The sequence below is a fragment of the Hallella seregens ATCC 51272 genome (assembly GCF_000518545.1).
In the GTDB taxonomy this organism is placed as follows: Bacteria; Bacteroidota; Bacteroidia; order Bacteroidales; family Bacteroidaceae; genus Prevotella; species Prevotella seregens.
The window spans coordinates 103,647-120,189 of the sequence record NZ_KI912452.1 but is presented as its reverse complement, the minus strand read 5'-3'; the positions used below and the strand labels follow the sequence as shown (position 1 = coordinate 120,189).

9 protein-coding genes and 1 pseudogene are annotated in these 16,543 nt (G+C 59.0%); 5 read left to right on the top strand and 5 right to left on the bottom strand.

Going from position 1 to position 16,543, the window contains the following annotated elements; genetic code table 11:
* Window position 1: 1 nt before the first annotated feature.
* Together L888_RS0112280 and L888_RS0112275 are read left to right on the top strand one after the other, a co-directional pair.
* The gene (locus tag L888_RS0112280) at window positions 2-1,354 is read left to right on the top strand and encodes a hypothetical protein (RefSeq protein ID WP_027953099.1); all 1,353 of its coding nucleotides are present in this window, start codon (window positions 2-4) and stop codon (window positions 1,352-1,354) included.
* Window position 1,355: 1 nt separating this feature from the next.
* Window positions 1,356-3,425, top strand: coding sequence for a thioredoxin-like domain-containing protein (locus L888_RS0112275; protein WP_027953098.1), 2,070 nt, complete (start codon window positions 1,356-1,358; stop codon window positions 3,423-3,425).
* A gap of 262 nt (window positions 3,426-3,687) precedes the next feature.
* Here the strand turns inward: L888_RS0112275 and L888_RS0112270 are convergent, their stop codons facing one another.
* Entirely contained in the window at window positions 3,688-5,034 is a 1,347-nt protein-coding gene (locus L888_RS0112270) for a TIGR00341 family protein (RefSeq protein ID WP_015298555.1), read from the bottom strand.
* Window positions 5,035-5,373: 339 nt separating this feature from the next.
* On the opposite strand from L888_RS0112270, the pseudogene nhaA reads away from it, so the two are divergent.
* A pseudogene (nhaA, locus tag L888_RS13775) lies at window positions 5,374-6,697 on the top strand (Na+/H+ antiporter NhaA).
* 222 nt (window positions 6,698-6,919) lie between these two features.
* Here nhaA and L888_RS0112260 read toward each other — a convergent pair.
* From L888_RS0112260 to L888_RS0112245, 4 genes are all read right to left on the bottom strand, one after another.
* Window positions 6,920-7,345 (bottom strand): amino acid-binding protein, encoded by a 426-nt coding sequence (locus L888_RS0112260; protein WP_027953097.1) that lies wholly within the window; start codon window positions 7,343-7,345, stop codon window positions 6,920-6,922.
* 163 nt (window positions 7,346-7,508) lie between these two features.
* Entirely contained in the window at window positions 7,509-8,807 is a 1,299-nt protein-coding gene (locus tag L888_RS0112255) for a phenylacetate--CoA ligase family protein (RefSeq protein WP_005845146.1), read from the bottom strand.
* Between the two features lie 38 nt (window positions 8,808-8,845).
* Window positions 8,846-10,555 (bottom strand): Na/Pi cotransporter family protein, encoded by a 1,710-nt coding sequence (locus L888_RS0112250; protein WP_027953096.1) that lies wholly within the window; start codon window positions 10,553-10,555, stop codon window positions 8,846-8,848.
* A gap of 55 nt (window positions 10,556-10,610) precedes the next feature.
* Window positions 10,611-12,320 (bottom strand): Na/Pi cotransporter family protein, encoded by a 1,710-nt coding sequence (locus L888_RS0112245; RefSeq protein ID WP_005845148.1) that lies wholly within the window; start codon window positions 12,318-12,320, stop codon window positions 10,611-10,613.
* Window positions 12,321-12,417: 97 nt separating this feature from the next.
* Between L888_RS0112245 and L888_RS0112240 the strand changes: the two genes are divergently transcribed.
* Together L888_RS0112240 and L888_RS0112235 are read left to right on the top strand one after the other, a co-directional pair.
* The gene (locus L888_RS0112240; protein ID WP_027953095.1) at window positions 12,418-14,079 is read left to right on the top strand and encodes a nucleoside kinase; all 1,662 of its coding nucleotides are present in this window, start codon (window positions 12,418-12,420) and stop codon (window positions 14,077-14,079) included.
* 601 nt (window positions 14,080-14,680) lie between these two features.
* Window positions 14,681-16,531 carry a 2-oxoacid:acceptor oxidoreductase subunit alpha gene (locus L888_RS0112235; protein ID WP_027953094.1) on the top strand — a complete coding sequence of 617 codons (1,851 nt, stop codon included), beginning with the start codon at window positions 14,681-14,683 and terminating at the stop codon, window positions 16,529-16,531.
* Window positions 16,532-16,543 lie beyond the last annotated feature (12 nt).

The window sequence follows — 16,543 nt, the reverse complement described above, 5'->3', positions numbered from 1 at the left end:
TATGAAAAGGTTTTCTACTTTACACAAAGCAATCATGCTGCTCGTGGCTTTTGCGGCCACGGCTCTTCAGGCCCAGGCCGGCTCCACCTGGTATGCCTACTACGGCCAGCTGACCGCCTGGCCCACGGGTGCCGGCGAGGTGTATCTGTCGCAGGACAACCAGGTTGCCGCCGACCAGATACAGTGGGGAGCCCAGTCGGAGACGAAGTTTGTCAGCACGATGGGTTCCGTCTACGGCTTTGCCAAGCCCGCCGAGGGCTGGATTCTGGCCGGCTTCAGCCAGGCCAAGTTCGATGAAAACGACCAGCCCGTGTTCAACGACTCCATCGCAACCACCGCCAATCCCGGCTACCTCACCGTGAACAACACAGTGACCGACGACCCGAGCGGCCAGGGAGGCAGCGACTCGGCCACGGTGGCCGGCCTGATGCCACTGGATCCCAACGGCGCGTTCCGCGCCCTCTTCACCCACGTGGTGGCCCGGGCCGCCAACGGACAAGACGAGTTGGGCACCGTCAAGGTGAGCCCCGTGTGCAACAACATCGGCGACAACGTGACGCTGACCGCCACGCCAAGCGCCGACTTTGCCAACACCAAGTTTGACCGCTGGACGCTCAACGGCCAGACCGTGTCCACCGATGCCACGATGCAGGTGGCGGTAACCGACACCGCCCGCTACGTGGCCCACTTCACTTCGGACGATGCCGAGACCATCGACTTCGGCGAGGGACGTCTCCTCATGTACTATCCCGGCGACGCAACCGACGTGAGCATCCCCACCAACGTGGAGACCTGGGCTTTCAAGGCCGACAGCATGCGCCTCAAAAGCGTAGACGGAAACGACAACTGCACCAACCCAAGCACCGGCGGATTCAACATTCCGGCCGCCAATCCTTTCTTTGTCTACGGCAAGGGCGAGGCCACACTGGTGCGCCGGCCAGCCGCAACGCCGAACGTAGACCCCACCAGCCTGAACCGCTGGGCCGCCACGGAGGTGAACGTGGACACGCTCGACAAGCTGCACAGCTACTACACTCTCGATGTCAAGAACCGCGTGCTGAAGCTGGCTCCGGCCGGCACCGTGCTCCAGCCTCGGACGGTTTACATGGCCCTGCCCGACTCGGTGTGGGACGGCAGCAAGCAGATAGACCCCGTGAAGCTCGATGCAGCTCCCGCCATGATCTATCTGAGCAAGGGCGCCGACGTGCCCAACGCCATCTCTGCCCTCGCCGCAGACAAGAAGAAAGCCGTGCGCCGCGGCATCTATACCCTCGACGGCCGCAAGGTGGAAGCCATGAAAGAGACGGGCATCTACGTGTTCGACGGCCGCAAGGTGGCCTATCGCAAGAAGTAATATGAAGAAAAAAATCATCCTGACGGCTCTTCTCGGGTGCGCGCTCACGGCGGGCGCCCAGAAAGAGGGCTTCGTCGTCAACGGGCGTGTAGCCATGCCCGACGGTACCGAGGTGGGGCTTTCGTGCACCACCGATACGAGCTTTTCCGTAGAACTGGCCCACGGCACGGTAAAGAACGGACGCTTCAAACTGAAGGGACGAGTGGACCGTCCCTACGTGGGCATGCTGACCACCAACAACCTGCGGCTGGTGGAGAAGCACAAGTGGCCCACTGATTCCATCAAGTGGACCTATACGGACGTGTATGTGGGCAACGACACGTACAACGTTTCGCCCGACCTCACGGTGACGGGCGGCTCCGTACAGGCCGACTTTGCCGAGCTGCAGCGCATGGGAGGCGCGCGCGGCGACTCCGTGTGGGCCTTTATAGACCGCCGGCCGCAGTCGCCCGTGGCGGTGTGGCTGGCCAACACGCTGCTGCAGCGCGCCTATAACCTGACCGACGCGCAGGTGGCCCACCTGGCACAAACACTCCAGCCCAACACCATCGACCCCGAGGGATTCCGGCAATACCAGACGCGCCTCGCCGCCGCCCGACGCACCACCATCGGCTCGCCGCTGGCCTCGCTGGAGCTGAAAACCACCGACAGCCGCACCCTGCAACTCACCGATGCCGTGCCCCGCAACGGCAAATACACGCTGCTCGACTTCTGGGCCAGCTGGTGCGGCATCTGTCTTTACGCCATGCCCGAGGTGAAGACGTTGAGCGAACGCCATGCCGACAGCCTGAACGTGCTGGGCATTTCCATCGACACCAAGGACGAGGCGTGGCGCAAGGCCATGGAGAAACATCCCGAACCGTGGCCGCAATACTGCACCACAGCCGCCGGTTACCGCGACCTGACGGACAAACTGCAGATTGGCAACGGCGTGCCCTACTATCTGCTCGTGGCCCCCGACGGCCGCGTGGTGGGCTCGCCAGACAGTCCCGCCAACGTGGAGCGCATGCTCCTGGAGCGGCAAGGCCGCTACTGCATCACCGGAACGGCCGACAGCACGGCCGACGGCGACTCGGTGTTCATCTGTTCCATGCAGGGTTTCTTCTCCATGGTGCCCGAAGACACGGCCGTGGTGCTCGGCGGTGAGTTCTGTTTCATGGGCAACACCGAGGGTGCACGGCTGCGCTACATCGTGCCCATCCACCAAGGCGAAGCCAAAGGCATGGCCTCGTTCATCCTCGAACCGGGACGCGCCCGCATGCAGGTCTATGCCGACAACACCCGCAACATGGTCGAGGGCGGCCCCAACCAGCAGCTCTGGGACGCGTTCGAGCGCGAGGACAGCACCCTATCCGCACGGCAGAATGACCCCTGGGCCATCATGCAGGACTCCACGCAGGACGAGGCTGCACGCCGCCAAGCCCAGGCGCAGCTCGATTCGCTGCAGGCGCAGCAGCGGCTGTTCCACCGCCAATACATCGTCGACCACATGCCTTCGGCCCTGAGCGACATGCTCTACGGCTTCTATCAAGGTGACATGACGACCGACGAACAGGAGGCCCTGCTCAAGCTCATGGGCGAGCGGCAGCCGCAATATCCGGTCTACAAGGAGCTGATGGCCGCACGCGCCGCCACGGCGGCCACGGCCGTGGGACAGCCCTACACCGACATCGCCATGGGCGGAACCGACGGCCGGACGGTGAAAGTGTCCGACTATGTAGGCCGCAACCGCTACACGCTCATCGACTTCTGGGCCAGCTGGTGCGGCCCCTGCCGCGCCGAAATGCCCAATGTGGCGAAGGCCTACGCCAAGTATCACAAGAAAGGTTTCGAGGTCGTCGGCGTGTCGCTCGACAACAATCGGGCCGCCTGGCTCAAGGCCATCAAGCAGCTGCGCATGCCTTGGCCGCAGATGAGCGACCTGAAAGGCTGGGAGAGCGCCGGGGCCGCCGCCTACAACGTGCGCGCCATTCCGGCCAACGTGCTCGTGGACAGCGAGGGTCGCATCGTGGCCAAGGACCTGCGAGAGGAGGCACTTCAGGAGAAACTCGCCGAGCTTTTCAACAAGTAGGAGGGCCTTGGGGCCCAAGCTAAAAAGGGGAGGCAAGCGGCTGCAACGACGCTTGCCTCCCCCTTTGCGTTGCAGGGGCTCCGCGATTGCGCCGTGAAGGCCGCACGAGAACGGTGCAATCGCAACGCGATTGCGGTGTTGTCGGCACGCGAAAACGGTATCATCGCGGCGCGATTGCGGTGTGAAAGTTTTGCGAGGGCTCGCGCAGGGGCGCAGGGAACGCGGAGAGAGGGCAAAGGACGGCCAGCCCATGCGCCCGCGGCTACTGGGCGACCAGCAGCCGCAGACTGTCGGCCTTGGTGCGCTCCTGCAGCCAGTCATGCAGCCGGCGGCGGTCGGTGGCGTTTAGTCCGCGCGGGCACCCCACCACAGCCAGCACATACTGCCGGGTGGCTGCGGTGTCGGTACGCGCCTCCGTAACCAGGGACAGACTGACGCTTCCCGCCGCCGGGCACACCGCCCGAAGCTCTCCCCGGATCACGAGGCCCAGATGGGCATACTGCGTATAGTCGCCCAGCTGCGTCTCCAGCGCATGAATTTGCTCGGCTTGCTCCAGCAATTTCTGCTTGCTCACCTGCGTGCCGGTCGTGGCATTGCTGAGCACGCGGCTGAGCAACAGACTGTCCGACTGCGACCCCTGGATGACGTTGAGCCGATAGCCACCCAGCCGGTACTCGTCCATCAGACCGCGGGCCTGGGCGATGGCCTCGGGGGTGATGACCCGGCCCACGGCAACCACGTTCAAGGTCTTGGTCTTCTCGTCGCGGTTCTGCGAGATAATCTGCGTGCCCTTGAATGAAAGTTCGTTCCTGACAAACTTCCGCGTGTCGTTCTCGCGAACGCTTTGGCGGATGATTTGCACCGTCATGTAGGTGGCGGGAAGCATCGTCAGCACCACGATGCCGACGATATAGCGGTTCACCTTGGCCAGTTTGGCGGGGTCGACAAACGTCTTGTGCCGGAACCTCAGCATGCGCACACCCACGAAAGTGGCCAGTGCAATGAACACGGTGTTGATGAAAAACAGATAGAACGCCCCGAAGAAATAGGCCGGACGGCCCACGGCCAGCCCATAGCCCGCCGTGCAGAGGGGAGGCATGAGCGCCGTGGCGATAGCCACGCCGGGGATGACATTGCCCTTGCCCTTGGTTGAAAGGGCCAAAATGCCGGCAGCGCCGCCGCAGAGAGCAATCAGTACATCGTAGAGCGTGGGCGAGGTGCGGGCCAGCAATTCCGACTGCGCCTCGGTGAGCGGAGTGATGAGAAAGTAGAGCGTGGCCGTGAGTACGCTGATGAGTGTAGCCACCAAATAGCTCTTGATAGACCGTTTGAGCAACTCCAAATCGCTGACGCCCACGGCCAAGCCCATGCCGATGATGGGGCCCATGAGCGGCGAAATGAGCATGGCGCCGATGATGACGGCCGTGGAATTGACGTTGAGACCCAGCGAAGCAATGAAGATGGCAAACACCAGCACCCAGAGATTGGCCCCGTGGAAAGCCACGCCGCTGTCGATTTGGGCTATCGTCTCTTCCTCGTTCTCCTTGTCGGGCAGGGCGTTGAAATATCCCTTCACCACCTGCCACAGTGTTTTTTCGTTCTGTTCCATATCATGATTCATTTGCCGCAAAAATACGACATTTCCCGAAAAATAACAATATTCTGAAAACAAATCTGCTGCAAACGCGGGCCGAAAAGGCGGCGAGAAAGCATGAAAAATTGTCAAACGCAGTACAAATCGACTGACGCCGCCCCGTTTTTCACCTTTTTCCACAATCTTTATCGTATGGCATTTATGCTTATAGAAGAATCATGCAACCCATTTTACAGCATAAAGACCACCACGGCGACCAGACTTGGGCCATGGAAAAGACAGGGGCCTTGACCAAAGGATGCGGTTTTTCGACACCCTGAAAGAATAGGAAGCTCAATGATTTGCAACAAGATGCTGAAACAACAATACCAAAAGAATATAGAAAACCGCATGATTATCCCGACGTTACAGTTTTTGCAACGGGAGAAGTCGAGCGGAATCGTACTGGCCCTATTCGTCGCGCTGGCCCTGATACTGACCTATTCTCCCCTGCACGAGGAGTACGCGCAATTGCTGGAACACCACTTCGGCTTTGTCTTCGACGGGCAGCCCTTTCTGAATTTCAGCATCGAACACTGGTTCAACAACGGCTTGATGTCGATGTTTTTCTTCGTCATGGGACTCGAGCTGAAGCGTGAGTTCATCGGCGGCGAGCTGCGCGACCTGCGCAAAGTCACCCTCCCGGTGGCGGCTGCCGTCATGGGCATGCTGCTGTCTGCGGGCATCTACCTGCTGTTCAACCTCGGAACGCCCGTGGCCCACGGCTGGGAAATCCCCATGGCGACCGACATTGCGTTTGCCCTGGCCGTGCTCTACATGCTGGGCAACCGCGTTCCCATCTCTGCGAAAGTGTTTCTCACCACGCTCGCCATCGTGGACGATTTGGGGTCGGTGGTGGTCATTGCCTTGTTCTACACCTCGCACATCTCGGTCGGCAACCTTGTTGTGGGGCTGTCTTTCCTCCTCGTCATGTTCGTCGGCAACCGGCTTGGGGGTGAAGAATGTGTGGTTCTACGGCCTTCTGGGAATAGGCGGTGTCTGGGTGGCTTTCCTCATGTCGGGCATCCATGCCACCATCTCCGCCGTTCTGGCAGCCATGGTCATCCCTGCCGACTCCCGCATCCCCGAGGCTGCATTCATAGCCCGCATGAAAAAGCTCACGCGGCAATTTGAGCAGTCAGGGCCCAACGACGTGAGAACGCTTGAGCCCGAACAGCTTGAGATTCTCTCCCACGTCAAGGCCGACTCCGTGCAGGCCATGCCTCCGCTCCAGCGTCTGGAGCACAGCCTGCACCCCTTGGTTTTCTTCGTTATCATGCCCGTCTTTGCCCTTGCAAACACGGGAGTGTCGTTTGTGGACATGAATATTCACGTGCTGAACACAAACCACGTGGCACCGGGAGTGCTGTGCGGACTGCTGTTGGGCAAGCCACTGGGCATCGTCCTGACGGTGTGGCTCACCGAAAAGACGGGGCTGGGCAAGCGTTCCCGCTCCATGAGCTGGCGCACCGTCACGGGAGTGGGCTTCCTTACCTCCATCGGATTCACCATGTCCATGTTTGTCACCATGCTGGCTTTCGACAATCCAGACAACTACATTCAGGCCAAAGTCGGCATCTTTGCCGCCTCCATCATGGGTGGATTCATTGGCTATCGCCTTCTGAAAAAGAAGTCATGACACCTGCCGGACAGCCGACAAGGCTCGGCGGCAATACGGTTTCTCCTCCCCTACCGCCGTGCCCTTGTCCGCAGTCAAGGGCTTCAGGCACCACTTCGCAGGGCTCCTGCCCAGTGTGGCAAAAGGCCACACCAGCCATTCTGGGAGTGCATCGGCCGCACTCGGCGCAGGGCGGGCAGCCTCGGACGTGCGTCCTCGGCCCTCTTGCCTGCAGCCACAGCCTTACATGCGGTAGAGGTCGCTGGCGGCAATGAGGTCTACCCGCTTCTCCAAGAGGATGCGCTCGCAAGCCGCGAGGTCGCTCGGACGAATGATAACGTTGGCTCCGTCGCCGTTGGAAAAGGAGTAGAGGTACTCGATGAACACGCCGGCGGCCGACAGATATTGCAGGATGATGGCAAGCGCACCGGGCGTGTTGGGCACCGTGAGCCCGATGACGTCGGTTATCTTCACCGTGAATCCGGCCTCCTTGAGCACGGTGTAGGCCTTGTCCGGCTCGGACACAATGCAGCGCAGAATGCCGAAATCGCTGTTGTCGGCAATGCTCATGGCCGAGAGGTTCACCCCCGCACGGCCCAGCACCTCGGTCACTTCGGTGAGACGGCCCGACTTGTTCTCCAGAAATATAGACAGTTGTTTTGCCAGCATAACGTGAATTTTAAATGTAAATGCCTCTTCTTTCGGATTAAAAAATCTCATCGTTGGGATTGGGAAATCCTAAAGCTGGGACTAAAAAGCTCGATGTTGGGATGGGGAAAGATGAGAAGCGGTATTGGGAAATTTTGAATTTTGAATTCTGAATTTTGAATTATCACATCTTTCTGTTGTCGATGACGCGCCGCGCCTTGCCCGTGCTTCGCTCGATGCTCTTGGGTTCTACGAGTCTCACTTTGAAGCCCAGGCCGATGACGCTGCGCAGTTCGTTCTCGAGTTTCTTCTGCAACCGCACCATCTGCCCCATCTCGTCGCTGAAGTATTCCTCTTTCACCTCGACCCGGAGTTCGGTGGTATCGGTGTTGTTATCGCGGTCGACGGTGAGCAGATAATGGGGTTCAAACTCCGTCAGGCTCAGGATGACGGCCTCGATTTGCGTGGGGAACACGTTGACGCCACGGATGATAAGCATGTCGTCGCAGCGTCCCAGGATGCGGTCCATGCGCACAAAGGTGCGGCCGCAGGCACACTTCTCGTAGTGCAACGCCGTGAGGTCGTGGGTGCGATAGCGCAGCAGCGGCATGCCCTCCTTGGTGAGATGGGTGAAACAGAGCTCGCCCACCGTGCCCTCGGGCAGGGCCTGGCCCGTCTCGGGATCCACGATTTCGGGATAGTAGTAGTCCTCGTTCAGGTGGGTGCCGTGCTGGCACTCACACTCGTAGCCCACGCCGGGGCCTGCAATCTCGCTCAGTCCGTAGATGTCGTAAGCCTTGATGCCCAGTGCGTCCTGCAGTTTCCGGCGCATGCTCTCCGTCCACGGCTCGGCGCCGAAAGCCCCGATGCGCAGCTTGAAATCGTCCTTGTCCCAAGGCGATTCCTTCATGGCCTCGCCCAGAAACATGGCATACGAGGGTGTGCAGCAGAGGGCCGTGGCCCCAAAATCGTGCATCAGCGTGATCTGTTTCTGCGTGTTGCCGGAGGAGATGGGAATAACGCTGGCCCCGATATTGGTGGCTCCCGAGTGAGCCCCGAGGCCGCCAGTGAAGAGGCCGTAGCCGTAGGAAATCTGGAAAATGTCATTGCGGTCGGCACCGAATGAGGTGAAGGCCCGCGAGAGCGACTCCGTCCACTGGGCCAGATCGTTGCGTGTGTAAAGGGCCACGACGGGCTTGCCCGTGGTGCCCGACGAGGCATGGATGCGCACAATCTGGCTCATCGGCACGGCGGCAAACCCGAAGGGGTAGTTGTCGCGCAGGTCGAGCTTGTCGGTGAAAGGCAGTTTCGCTATGTCGTCGATGTCGCGAATGTCCTCGGGAAGAAGCCCCGTTTCCTGGAACTTCTTGCGGTAAAAGGGGGTGTTGTGGTAGACATAATCCACCATTTTCCGCAGTCGTCGGCTCTGGATTTCGCGCAGCTGGCCGCGGTCCATGCACTCCATCGTCTCATTCCAAATCATAAGTCACAGTCTGTTTTCTCTCTGACAATAGGTCTTGACTATCCGGCCTGACGCACGCCCATGCGTGCCTCGACCACGTTCACCACATAGTCGCCCAGCTTCTCGCACTCCTGAATGAGGTCCATATAGAGCGTACCCATGGCGTAGCTGTACTCGTGGTTGTCAATATCGTTGATGTTCTGCTGACGCAGCTGGTTGCGCAGCCGGTTGATTTCGTTCTCAATGGCAAACGATCGGTCAACGTCCAGCTCGTCTTTATGGCCTGTAAGCAACACCACCATCTGTGAAAGCGCCATGTCGGTGAGGTTGAACATCTGCCGCACCTGCTCGTAGAGCTTGGCCGTGAAGTCGTCCTTGTAGGCGCCTTTGCGCACCAGCGTGTGGGCCATGTTGTTGCAGGCGTCGCCGATGCTCTCTATCTCGGTGATCTGGCGAAGCATGGAACGTATCTTGCCTTTGGTCTCGTCGCTCAAGTGTGCATTGCTCACGGAATCGAGGTATTTGGCAATTTCAATCTCCATGTTGTCGGCAATGCTCTCATATTTCTCGATGCGGGCGGCCAGTTTTTCGGCTTTCGACTTGTCTTTCTCGTCGAGCAGCTCGCACACCATACCGAACATGCGCTGCATGCGCTCACCGAAACTCTGTACCTCTTTCTGGGCCTCGAACACCGAGAGCTCGGGGGTCTTCATGATTCCGGTCTGGATAAAGCGCAGACGGAAGTCGTCGTCCTCGCTCTTCTCCTTGCCCTTGATGATGGCGCAGACCACTTTTTCCATCTGCGGAATGAACCAAATGAGCACCGCCGTGTTGGTTACATTGAAACAAGTATGGAACGCAGCCAGCACGATGGGCAGCAGGGCGGCCCGCTGTGCCACAGTGTAAGTGGTGGCATCGGGGTCGTAGCCCACGAGCCGGCACACCATGCCCACAAAAGGATAGAACAACAACATGACCCACACCACGCCGAACACGTTGAACAGCAGATGGGCAAAGGCGGCGCGGCGGGCCTGGGTGTTGGCCCCGAGGGCCGCCAGATTGGCCGTGGCGGTGGTGCCGATGTTCTCGCCCATGACCAGTGCAACGCCCAGATAGATGGGCAGCACGCCCGTGGAGCAGAGCAGGATGGTGATGGCCATGACGGCGGCCGAGCTCTGCACGACGCAGGTGATGACGGTGCCGATGAGCAGGAAAATCAGGATGGTGAGGTGGCTGCCCGTGTCGAACGACGAGAAGAAGCTGATGGCGGCAGGGTTGTGCTCCAGGTCGAGCGCCTTGCCGGCGTTGCTGAGCAACACCAGCGAGAAGAAGAGAAAGGCGATGCCAAAGAGGAAGTCGCCCACGTAGCGGCTCTTCTTGGTATAGATGAGGATGATGCCGACAAAGAAAGCCGGGAAGACGGCCATCGTGAGGTCGACGTTGTAGCCCAGCGACATGATCCAAGCTGTGAGCGTGGTTCCGATGTTGGCACCCATGATGACGGAGATGGCCTGGGCCAGCGTGAGCAGACCGGCATTGACGAAACTCACCGTCATCACCGTGGTGGCCGAAGACGACTGCACGGCGCAGGTGATGAAAGCACCAGTGGCAAGGCCGGTGAAACGGTTGGTGGTCATCGCGCCAAGAATGTGTCGCAACTGCGCGCCGGCCATCTTCTGCAAGGCTTCGCTCATCACTTTCATGCCGTAAATCAGGAGGGCCAGCGATCCGAGAATCTGCAAAAAAACGACCCAGTAACTTTCACTCATAAAACGAATGGTTGGATTAATGTGATATAATAATAGAAATTCACTGCAACCAGACCTATGCCTCCGACTGCCTTACACGCATGCGGGCCTCGACGACATTGACCACATAGTCGCCGAGTTTCTCGCATTCCTGAATGACGTCCATGTACATGGTGCCGATGGTATAGGTATAAGTGTGGCTGTTCACGTCGGTGATGTTCTGCGTGCGCAGCTGGTCACGGTAGTTGTTGATTTCGTTCTCGATGTTGAACGAACGGTTGGCGTCGAGGTCGGCACGGTGTCCTTGGAACATCAGGTTCATCTGGCTCAGGGCGTCGTCGGTCAGTTCAAACATCTGATGAATGTGTTCATACTGCCTGTCGGTGAAGTCTTCCTTGCTGTTCACCCGGCGCTTGATGGTGCGGGCCAGGTTGAAACAGCTGTCGCCGATGCTCTCTATCTCGGAGATTTCACGCAACATGGCCCGCACTTTCTCCTTGGTCTCGTCGCTCAGATGGGCGTTGGACACGTTGTCCAGGTAGTTGGCGATCTCGACTTCCATATTGTCTGCGATGCCCTCATACTTCTCAATGCGGGTGTATAGCTTCACAAACTTGTCGGTATCGCGCTCGCCCAGCAGTTCGCGCACCATGCCGAACATGCGCTGTATGCGCTCGGCGAAGCTCTGTATCTCCTTTTGCGCCTCAAGCACGGAGAGCTCGGGGGTCTTCATGATACCGGTCTGGATGAAGCGCAGACGGAAGTCATCCTCATCCTTGTGGGCCTTGGGCTTGATGACCCACGACACCAACCTCTCCATCTGGGGCACCAGCCACACCAGAATGAGCGTGTTGGTAACGTTGAACGTGGTGTGGAAGGCGGCCAGCACAAAGCTCAGCCGGGCGGCATTGGCCAAGAAGCCGGGGTCGGTTTTGGCCATCGTCACGTCGAAGCCCACCCAGCTGCATATCATGTTGATGAAAGGATGGAACACCGCAAGCACCCACACCACGCCAAAAACATTGAACACCATGTGGGCGAAAGCCGCCCGCCGCGCCTGCGTATTGGCTGTGAGGGCGGCCAGATTGGAGGTGACAGTGGTGCCGATGTTCTCGCCCATGACCAGCGCAATGCCCTGATAAATGGGCAGCACGCCCGTGGAACAGAGTATCATCGTGATGGCCATGATGGCGGCAGAGCTCTGCACACACATGGTGAGCACGCTGCCAATGAGGAGGAAAACAATGGTGGTGACGAAGCTGTCGGGGTCGAAAGAGGAGAAGAAAGCCAACACGGGGGCGTCGTGTGCGAGGTCCATGTCGATGCCGGTTTGCCGCAGGGTGCCCAGGCCCAGGAGCATGAAGCTCACGCCAAAAAGGAAGTCACCGATGATTTTGCGCCGCTTGGAGTAGATGAGAATGATGCCGACGAAGAAGGCGGGCCACACAAAATCGGTGATGTTGAACGCGAACCCGGCCGACATGATCCAGGCCGTGAGCGTGGTTCCGATGTTCGCTCCCATGATGACCGAGATGGCCTGGGCCAGCGTAAGCAGACCGGCGTTGACAAAGCTAACGGTCATCACCGTGGTGGCGGTGGACGACTGGACGGCTGCGGTGATGAACGTCCCGGTGAGAATGCCGGTGAAACGGTTGGTGGTCATTGCTCCAAGCACATGCCGCAACTGGGGGCCGGCCATCTTTTGGAGGCTGTCACTCATCGACTTCATGCCGAACATGAGGAGCGCGAGCGAGCCGATCAGCCTAAACAAAATCCAAATCGACATAAATTTAGTTTATTTGTCGTGTCATCGTATTGGCGGATTGCAAAATAATTTCTAACTTTGACTGCGTGCGTTGTCACATCAACGCCGCAGCCTCGAAATGAAACAAATGATACAAATCCGTTGCAAAAATAATAAAAAAACATTAAAAGCAGACATTGGCAGCTCACTTTCTGATGTTTACCAAACGTTAAATCTCAAAATGAACCACGGTCCCATCTGCGCCAAAGTCAATAATAAGGTGGAGGGAATGCACTATCGACTCTACCACAACAAGGACGTGGAGTTTCTCGACATGACCTCCGGGTCGGGCTCGCGCAACTATTCGCGCACGCTTTTCTTTGTGCTCTGCAAGGCCGTGCACGACCTCTACCCCAAGAGCCGGGTCAACATCGACATCCCGGTGAGCAACGGATACTACGTGGATTTGCAGATAGGCCGCAGCGTGGAACAGGCCGACGTGGACCGCATCAGGGGGCGCATGCAGCAGATTGTCGACGCCCGCATGCCCATCACCCGCCACCAAGTACCCACCGAGGAGGCCATACGCATGTTCGAGGACAAGGGCGACGAGGCCAAAGTGAAGCTGCTGCGCAGCATCGGCACCATCTACACCACTTATTATCGGATAGACGACTACGTGGATTACTACTACGGAGCCCTGCTCACCAACACCTCGCAGCTCTATCTCTTCGGGCTGGAGCCGTTCTACGACGGCCTGTTGCTGCGCATCCCCGACCTGAAGACGCCGGGCGTGCTGCCCCAGTTCGTCCATCAGGAAAAGATGTTCGAGATCTTCAAGGAGCACCACCGGTGGCAACGCATCATGGGCATCCGCACCGTGGGAGACTTCAACGAGATGGTGAATGCCGGGCGGGCCACCGACCTCATCAACGTGTCGGAGGCCCTGCAAGAGAAGAAAATATCGCAGATTGCCGACGAGATAGCCAGCCGCAAGGACGTGAGGCTGGTGCTGCTGGCCGGCCCTTCGTCATCGGGCAAGACCACGGCGTGCAAGCGGCTCAGCATCCAACTGCTGGCCAACGGCCTCAAACCGCTGCAGATTTCGCTCGACGACTACTTCGTGGACCGCGCCCACACGCCGCTCGACGCCCACGGCGAGTTCGACTACGAGAGCCTCTACGCCCTCAACCTGCCCCTGCTCAACGCGCAGTTCAACGCCCTCTTTCGTGGCGAGGAGGTGCAATTGCCCAAGTACAATTTCCAAACGGGCATGAGCGAAAGCGGCGGCCGGCGGCTGCGCATGGCCGACAACAACGTGCTCGTGGTCGAGGGCATCCACGCCCTCAACCCGGAGCTCACGGCGCAGATACCCGAGACACAGAAGTTCCGCGTCTATGTTTCGGCCCTCACCACCATCCTGCTCGACGACCATAACTACATTCCTACCACCGACAACAGGCTGTTGCGCCGCATCATCCGCGACTACAAATACCGAGGAGTGAACGCCCGCGAGACCATCCGCCGCTGGCCGTCGGTGCGCGCCGGCGAGAACAAGTGGATCTTTCCCTACCAAGAAAACGCCGACGCCATGTTCAACTCGGCCATGCTCTTCGAACTGGCCGTCATCCGGCAGCAGGCCGAACCCCTGCTGGAACTGGTGCCCGAGAACTGCGAGGAGCACTCCGAGGCCTACCGACTGCGCAAGTTCCTGCAATACCTGAGCCCCATTCCCAACCGCGACATCCCGCCCACCAGCCTGTTGCGCGAGTTTCTGGGGGGAAGCTCGTTCAAGTATTAATGCCCAATTCAAAATTCAGAATTCAAAATTCAAAATGGCCGACGGGAGTTAAGCTGCCATTCGCCACTCATCGTTACTGGCATTGTTTGTTAGGCGATTATAGGACAAATAGGATGATATAGGGGATGCTCGTAGGGGCCGGCCTTTGTGCCGGCCCGCCAATCACCGGCTATTCAGAAACATGTTGTTATGTTGTTCTGTCTAAAAATACCATCTTTTCTGTCTGAACAACTCTTTCTTTCTATCTGAAATTCCCCGTTTTCCTGTCTGAACAACGGCGTAATCGCACGACGATTGCGCCGCAAACGCGCGGCTGCTACGCCGTAATCGCACGGCGTTTACGGCATAATCATTCAGCCAAAAACGTAGCATGTCCACAAGATGGCGTCCACGTCATGGAACCGCAACCCGGCCAACCGCCCCCCACGAGGCCCCGCCCGCAGCCGTTTGCAGCCGTTCTGTCACAAGGGGCCGCAACTTGCATACCGAAGAAAATCGGGAGAAAGATAAATATAAATACGCTTTTTTATTTGCGCGTTGCCCAAAGTTTACTATCTTTGATCCCAAAATAAAACCAAAAACTAAAAGCGCAGAAAACATGATGGCAGAAGAATTAGAGGTGAAAGAACTCGAGGACGTCGTCGTGCGGTTCTCCGGCGATTCCGGCGACGGCATGCAATTGGCCGGCAACATTTTCTCAACCATATCGGCTACCGTGGGCAACGGCATCTCCACGTTCCCCGACTATCCGGCCGACATCCGGGCTCCGCAGGGTTCGCTCACGGGCGTATCGGGCTACCAGGTACACATCGGCGAGGGCCGTGTCTATACTCCGGGCGACAAGTGCGACGTGTTGGTGGCCATGAATGCCGCCGCGCTGAAGACGCAATACAAGTATGCCAAGCCGCAGGCCTGCATCATCATCGACACCGATTGCTTCAGGCAGACCGACCTGAAAAAGGCCGAAATCAACAGCGAATACTACTTCGAGGAGATGGGACTCGACACCGATCGCCTCATCGCCTGCCCCATCACGACGATGGTGCGCGAGTGTCTGGCCGACAGTGGAATGGACAACAAGTCCATCCTGAAGTGCCGCAACATGTTCGCCCTGGGGCTGGTGTGCTGGCTCTTCAACCGCGACCTGCGGCTGGTGGACAACTTTCTGAAGGCCAAGTTCGGCAAGAAGCCGGGACTGGCCGAGTGCAACATGAGGGTGGTGGAGACCGGATACCACTACGGGGCCAACACCCACGCCTCGGTGCCCAACACTTATCGCATCGACTCCAGGCACAAGGAGACGGGCCGCTACATGGACATCACGGGCAACAAGGCCACGGCCTACGGCCTGATGGCCGCCGCCGAGAAAGCGGGGCTGCGCCTCTTTCTGGGCTCCTACCCCATCACGCCGGCCACCGACATCCTGCACGAGCTGTCCAAACACAAGTCGTTGGGCGTGACCACCGTGCAGTGCGAAGACGAGATTGCCGGCTGCGCCAGTGCCATCGGGGCGGCCTTTGCCGGTGCGCTGGCCGCCACGTCGACCTCGGGGCCCGGCATCTGCCTCAAGTCGGAAGCCATCAATCTGGCTGTCATCGACGAGTTGCCGCTGGTCATCGTCAATGTGCAGCGCGGCGGTCCGTCGACCGGTCTGCCCACCAAGAGCGAGCAAACCGACCTGCTGCAGGCCCTCTACGGGCGCAACGGCGAGTCGCCCATCCCCGTGATTGCCGCCACCAGCCCCACCAATTGCTTCGAGGCAGCCTACACGGCAGCCAAGATGGCGCTGGAGCATCTCACGCCCGTCATCCTGCTTACAGACGCTTTTATCGCCAACGGATCGGCGGCATGGCGGCTGCCCGACATCAACAAACTGCCCGACATACAGCCCCATTACGCCGGCCCGGAGATGCGAGGGCTCTACACGCCCTACCGCCGCGACAAGCAAACAGCCGCCCGATACTGGGCCGTGCCCGGCCAGGAGGGCTACGCCCACATCCTGGGCGGACTGGAGAAAGACGGGGCCACGGGAGCCATCTCGACCGAGCCCGAGAACCACGACCGCATGGACCACCTGCGGGCAGAGAAAGTGGCCCGCATCGAAGTGCCCGACGTGGAGGTGCTCGGCGACGTTGACGACGCACAGTTGCTCATCGTTGGCTTCGGCAGCACCTACGGACACCTCTACTCCGCCATGCAGGCACTGCGTGCCAAAGGCTACAAAACGGCATGCGCTCCCTTTGAGTACATCAATCCGCTACCGGCCAATACCGAGGCCGTGATGCGCCGATACCCCAAGGTGGTGGTGGCCGAACAAAACCTGGGACAGTTTGCCGGGTACCTGCGCATGAAGATCAACGGCTTCGTGCCCTACCAATATAATGAGGTGAAAGGCCAGCCTTTCAACGTGGAGGACCTCGTGGCCAGCTTCGAGAAAATCATCAACGACTAACCGGCAGGGCCC